General features: G+C 36.7%; 4 protein-coding genes and 1 pseudogene. All 5 read right to left on the minus strand.

Annotated elements, in window-relative coordinates:
- Positions 1-106 precede the first annotated feature (106 nt).
- Complete coding sequence (locus tag Q0K80_RS09630) at positions 107-826, minus strand: GntR family transcriptional regulator (protein WP_267385756.1); 720 nt, start codon at positions 824-826, stop codon at positions 107-109.
- Between the two features lie 158 nt (positions 827-984).
- Positions 985-4,371 (minus strand): beta-galactosidase, encoded by a 3,387-nt coding sequence (locus Q0K80_RS09635; protein ID WP_294605802.1) that lies wholly within the window; start codon positions 4,369-4,371, stop codon positions 985-987.
- A gap of 88 nt (positions 4,372-4,459) precedes the next feature.
- Positions 4,460-4,705, minus strand: coding sequence for a hypothetical protein (locus Q0K80_RS09640; protein ID WP_267385728.1), 246 nt, complete (start codon positions 4,703-4,705; stop codon positions 4,460-4,462).
- A gap of 27 nt (positions 4,706-4,732) precedes the next feature.
- Complete coding sequence (locus Q0K80_RS09645) at positions 4,733-6,151, minus strand: PTS transporter subunit IIC (RefSeq protein WP_103753103.1); 1,419 nt, start codon at positions 6,149-6,151, stop codon at positions 4,733-4,735.
- 24 nt (positions 6,152-6,175) lie between these two features.
- Positions 6,176-6,308 (minus strand): annotated as a pseudogene (locus tag Q0K80_RS09650) (PTS fructose transporter subunit IIB); the annotation flags it as partial.

The raw sequence follows: 6,308 nt of genomic DNA on the forward strand, positions 1-6,308 counted from the left end.
ACCAGGTTTGTTGCCATAATTCAGGCTGTTGCTGAATTTCACGGGTAGTAATCTTGGCACCTATTTTTTCAAGTTCTGCATCTGTTTTTGTAAACATTTTTTCTCCTTATTTTATTAAATCGTTATATTGTCTTGACCGATAAATAAACTTATCACCACGTGCTAAAGAGATGGTAAACTCAATCGGAATATTTTTATCATTAATTGTTTTGCGGTAAATTTTCAAACTAGGTGAGCCTTCTTTTACGTCTAAATATTCGCTTTCAGGCTTACCTAGGCTAACCGCCTGAACATCCTCAAACGCAATCACGGATAATTGATTATATTTTTCTTTAAGTACCCCATATAACGTCTTGCTCCTTAGATCAGTAATTTCTAATTTGGGAAACAGTTTTTCTGGTAAATAAGTCGTACTAAACATTCGTGGCTGACCATTGGCAAGACGCAGGCGGACCAATTTATATGCCTGCTCATTTTCAGCTAGGTTAAGCTGCTCAGCAATCTTTGTTGTCGGCATTACTAATTCCAAACTTTGATTCTGCGTAGTTGCTTTTTGTCCTTCCCGTGTAAGTTCTTCAGAAAATGAGTAAATTCCACCAATATTTGGTCGATCTAAATAAATGCTCGAAACAAATGTCCCTTTACCATGAAGTCGGTAAATTAGCCCTCGCTCTTCTAAGTTTTGTAACGCTAACCTAATAGTGTTACGACTGACACCATATTTAACCAATAATTGCCGTTCGCTTGGCAACTTCTCATTAGGTTTCATCTTTTTGATTAGCCCTTCTAAGTCGAGAATAACCTGCTGATAAAGTGGCTTTTGCATTGACATCCCCCTCCTTTTTAACTGGTTGATACCACTTTGAGTTTAGCAAAGAAAGCGGTTAAATACAATTTATTTTTGCATGAATAAAGTTTATTTTTTATAACAAAAAAGCATTAGCATAAAATTGCTAACGCTTTTTCAGTATGTTGTATTTTTATTTAGGCTACATTTTTCGCTTTGATCAATTTATTTATGCCAATGACAAAATAGATCTTATGCTTAATTGAGACTTGACCGCCATAAATTCTAATTTTTTCTTTCCTCATCAAAATTTTTTTACTTACTCTATTGCCTTGCCAGTTATAAGTATACGCATTATGTTTTAGTTGCTTGCACGAGCCATCAATATTGCTAGCAACAAGATATTTGCTTTTACCTAACTTATAAAATTTGCGTTTATGTAGAAAGACAGCTCCTTGAGTCAAAACTTTAGTTCCAGCTTTAACATAACTGGATTTAATTTTCTTGCCTTTTTGGTTATATAAGTATGAATTATGCATAACTGTTTTAAATTTACTTTGCCTCTTTTTAGGCTTAGTTGCACTATTACTCTCTTCATTTTCTGGAAGTTGTTCGTTTGAAATGTTATCAGTTGCTTTATCAATATCTGAACTGCTGTCTTGAGCTTTACCAAAAATATCTTGGTATGTGGCAGCTTTAACATTTTCAACATGATTACCAGAATTATAAATTCCGTTGGTAATCAAACTTACTTTCCCTAATTTTGCACTCTGATTATCTAAACTCCAAACAGCTATTGAAAGCAGATTATGTCCGTGTTCGTTTAACAAACCAGCTGGAAGGTAAAATTCTTTTTGTGGCCCAGCATTATTTATATATTGGCCATATAGCCAACCATTAATATAAATATATGCTCGGTATTTGGCTCCTTCAGTCCCAAAGGTATCATCCGAAATCTGCAGCGAAATTGGAACATCGTAATTTTCCGGTATGTTTAAATCAAAAGAAGTATTGTACCAGCCGATACCAGCTGTTGTCCGGCTATCAGGCAAAGTTACTTTTTCCCACTTTGAATCATCAAAACCGGGTAAGTACCAGCCATGTCTTTCGCCATATAATCCACCTAGATTATAGGAACCACGTGATGAATCTGGGATCTGTTCTCCACCTTTATTGCCCTGCAATTTCCAGGTGATTTCAGCCTCTGTTCCGTCTTTTCTTTGCACATCAGCACTAATAAGTCCACGCGCAGCTTTATGAGAGTCTTTATTATTTCCGTCTTCATCATGTCCCATATTAGCAACCAAGACAGAAACTACATTATCTTGTTTTTTTCTTAACCAGGATGAGTTTATTTCAAAAGTTTGTTCTTTACTTTCATCTTTTCCTAACTCGCAGCTTCCCAAAAAGTGACCATTCAACCAAGCTGAATATGCACCATAATTGCCTGTAATACCGTCTAATTTTATGTTGTTTTCATTACCATTAGCTGTAAAGTGACCACGATACCAAACATTTCCATGATGGAAGCCGTAATCATCAGCGAATAAGACTATTTTGCCAGTATGTTTAGTTATACTGTTTGAAGTTTCTTTATTAGCGGCTTGCCAAGCAGAATCATCAAATTTAAGGTCAGATTCAGGATTTCCATCGTGATATTGCCAATTTTTTAGTTCTGGTAACTTAATTTTCTCCTTATCCACGCCAGGAATAGCCGCATTGAGCCATTCTGCATCTTTCTTAGTATTTAACTTTTGTTCATTCCATTGAATTTCTTTAATATCCGCTGGACAATAAACAGCTAGATTTGTCTCAGAATCTGTATCACCATTTAAGCTTAAAGTTTTCCCTTGAACTTCAGCTTTACGAAGCAAATATGGACCATTCACTAAAATTGTTCCCGCAGAAGTTTTTTGTTCCCATAATTTATCCATTTGCTCATACGAGCCCATGATTAACCTTAGGGTACTATTTCCTGACTTTATTTGAACATTGGCCAAGCCATCAAATTGATTAGACAAAGTTAGGGTTTTTTTAGTGGCATCCCATTTTTTATCTACTTTACCAGTTTCAACACTAACTTCTGGTTCTTTATCATACTTCAAAACCGTTTGATTAGGATCATTTTTATCTGAATAAACAACTAAAGTGTCTTCATTATTATTCGAAAACTGCGTAAAAATCTCGTTAGTTGAATATACAAGATGTTGCCTGCCAAAATCATAATTTGCAGTTACCACTTTTGAAGTTTGACCATTTACACGAACTGGTACCGTAATATCGGTTTCTGCAGTTTTGATCGGTAAACTATAAGTATCATCACCCGTCGAATTTGTTTTATTATGGCGAACAAAATAGAACTTGGTCTTACTATCCGGATTCTCTCTTTCTATGATATAGAAAACATTATCACTTGAAGTATTTTCTGCTATTCTATCTGTCTTTGCTATCGGTTTGACACTTTGCAGCATCAAACCAATCTTTTTTTGTTGAGCGGTTTTATCATCAAGCTGTCTTTCTTCATTGATTGCAGCTCCATAATCATACGAGGTGTATCCTCCAGGAAAAGGTAAATAGCCCCATGAGGTGCCACCATAAGTCATATACGAACTTATTATTGTACCTCCTTCTCCTATAATATGTTTATTAATGATGTTTTCAGCAGAGGTGCCACGTTGCTTTCGCCAGTAATCATAACCTTGACCGGCCCAAGGATCGAACCAACCATTACCTAGTTCGGCTAAAAATATTGGTGATTTTGCGCCCCAACCTTTCGTGTGGGGATCCTCAAACGTGTTGGGCAATGCCCCAATGTTGCCAATGCCGGGATAGCGATCAAAAGCATACATATCTGGTGCTCCCTTACCATTTGCCCAAGTTCCTTGTGGTCCACTTTTATCATTATGAAATGTCGGAACATTTATACCGTCAGCTTTTACCTTATTTTTCAGGTCCTCCATGTATTGCGAATCGCGTCGCCATCCAGTGTATTCATTTTCGATTTGGTACAAAATCACACTGCCACCATTAGTAATTTGGTGCTTGGCAATAATTGGATCGATATGGTCTAACCATTCATTATAGCTTTTGGTGTAATCTGCGTCAGATGATCGTGCGCGTCCTTTTTGCGTTAAGAGCCAATCCGGAAAACCTCCAGCATCAGTTTCTGCATTAATATAAGGACCCGGTCTGGCAATTACATATATACCAACATCTTCGGCAATTTTTAAAAGCTTGTCTACATCTTTAACTCCAGAAAAATCATAAACTCCCTCTTTAGGTGAGTGATAACCCCAATTAAAATAAATTGTAACAGCGTTAAAGCCTTCGGCTTTCATTTTTTGCAAAACATCGCGCCAAAGTGACGGATTTGGTAAACGCCAATATTCGAATTCACCGGAATAAATCGGCGTTCTCACGCCATTTATCATTAAAGAATAGCGATCAAAGGTTACTTGAGCCTTTTGGCCTATTGGTGGCAAATCAGACTCTGCTGCTATCAAACTATGTGTTGGCATCAAGTTAAAAAAGCAGAGAATAAAAAGCATAGCCAATAAGTTTAAAATGTTATTTTGTTTTTTCATTAGTTATCCTTTCCAACGAGTAATAGCTTTTTAAATAAACTAATTATGCCATTAGATTTTTATAATCTAATGGCATAATGAAATATTTTTATTTATTTAGTTTATTACCCTTCCAATCATAGTATTTTTGACTAAGGCGATTCTTGGGATTTTCATAAACAACTATTCGATACAAAGCATAGATTGTTCCAACCATAGCAATTAAGCTGGTGGTCCAATTTTTAAATAATATCTGTAAAAGATTAATTGCAATTACAAATACTGTCCAAATAAAAATGTTATTTCTTCTAGCTTTTTCTTTTTCAGTAATTTTTGCCTTTTTCAATCTGATCACCCTTATCAAAACTACTAACTTAATTGACTAGGCCTTTTTTGCTGCAGCCGCATATTCTGCATTTCTCTTCTGCATTTGCTTTGCATACCAGATGAATAAAAGTAGGTAAACTGCTAAGGCAATCAATGCATATACGATAAACATTCCTTGCTGCTTCCATGCATTACCAACAAGGTAAGCCAGGAATTTTTCAACAGGACCTTCCATTGTAGTATCAGAAACAAGGGTATGCGCCGGAATAGCAGCACCAACTGAGTGAGCCATATTGGTAACAAATGGTCCTACCATTGTACCTGCCCAAAGAAAGATTGGTAATTCAATCGTTCCGATAACAATCATCCGAATAATTTTCCCTCTAGTAACTACTAGCAAAGCAGGAGTGACACCCATGGCAATGATACCACCTAGAGGCATCAATCTGTTACCTGGTAAAACCATTGCTTCCAGCATCATTATTGGTGCCAAAACGTTTGCTGCTGCCCAAATTTCAGAACGGCCAGCTAAGAATGGCCAGTCAAGTCCAATGTTGAAGGTACGTCCTGAGAATCTCTTAGTAGCAAAATCAGCAATACCCTGTGAAAGTGGCTCAACAGAAGCAATAAACCATGATCCGATTACAGAGAATAATTCAATACATGAACCACCAATAAATGAAAGTGTGAACATATCTTTCCAACCCTGTTCGGTAGCAAAATTATTACCAGCCAGAAGAGAAACAAATACACCTAGGTAAACGCCGATAGCAAACCTGCTCCCCCAGAAACCAATTTTTTCATTTAACTTAGTTGAGTCAAAGTCAAACTTATCAAGCCACGGCAAGCACTTATCAAAGAATTTGTTAAAGACCATGATAATTGGATTCATCATATAATTCATGTGCGTAGTGGTCATTGGGTTGCCTTCAGGAGCATCAAGCAAGTCGTTGAAGGTTGGTTTCATCAAATCGGAGTTAATTATTTTCATAGTGCCGATAAAGAGCACCAATAAGGTTGAAAGCCAAAGCGGTGCACCCACATATACACAGAATAGGCCGACAAATGCTAGGTGCCAGACATCAAAAATATCTACATCTAGAGTGTTAGTTTTATTCATTACTAACAAAACTACATTCAAAATTATCAAGACTAATAGGTAAAACAGTGTATATGGAGAGCCCCAGGTAATCGTGGCTAACGGTGCCCAACCCATATCCTGCATATCCATATGAATTCCAGTATGCTTGACAAATTGCAGCATCGGTTTTTGAAATGCCGTAGTAAGCATATTCATAATATTACCAATAGCCGTAATCGCAATCGCTAATTTCATACCGCCTTCAAGCGCTTTTGAAAACTTGACCCGAAACAGAACGGCAATCAGTGTTAAAACAATTAACATGATGGTTGCAGCGCCCATATCAATCAAAGGTTTGAAAAGTGAGTTAGCGAAATTAATTATCCCATTCATTTTTTTCTCCTTTCAAAAATAGAGTTACTTAGCGTTAACTTCCTTTACAACTTTTTCGACTTCGTCATAAACAGGCTTAGCCATCGCAGGAATTCGATATAGGATTGCACCAGCTTCAATAAGCGGCACTTTTGGCTTAAATGAAAGATCGGTTTTG

It is taken from the genome of uncultured Lactobacillus sp., assembly GCF_945290125.1.
Lineage (GTDB): Bacteria > Bacillota > Bacilli > Lactobacillales > Lactobacillaceae > Lactobacillus > Lactobacillus rizhaonensis.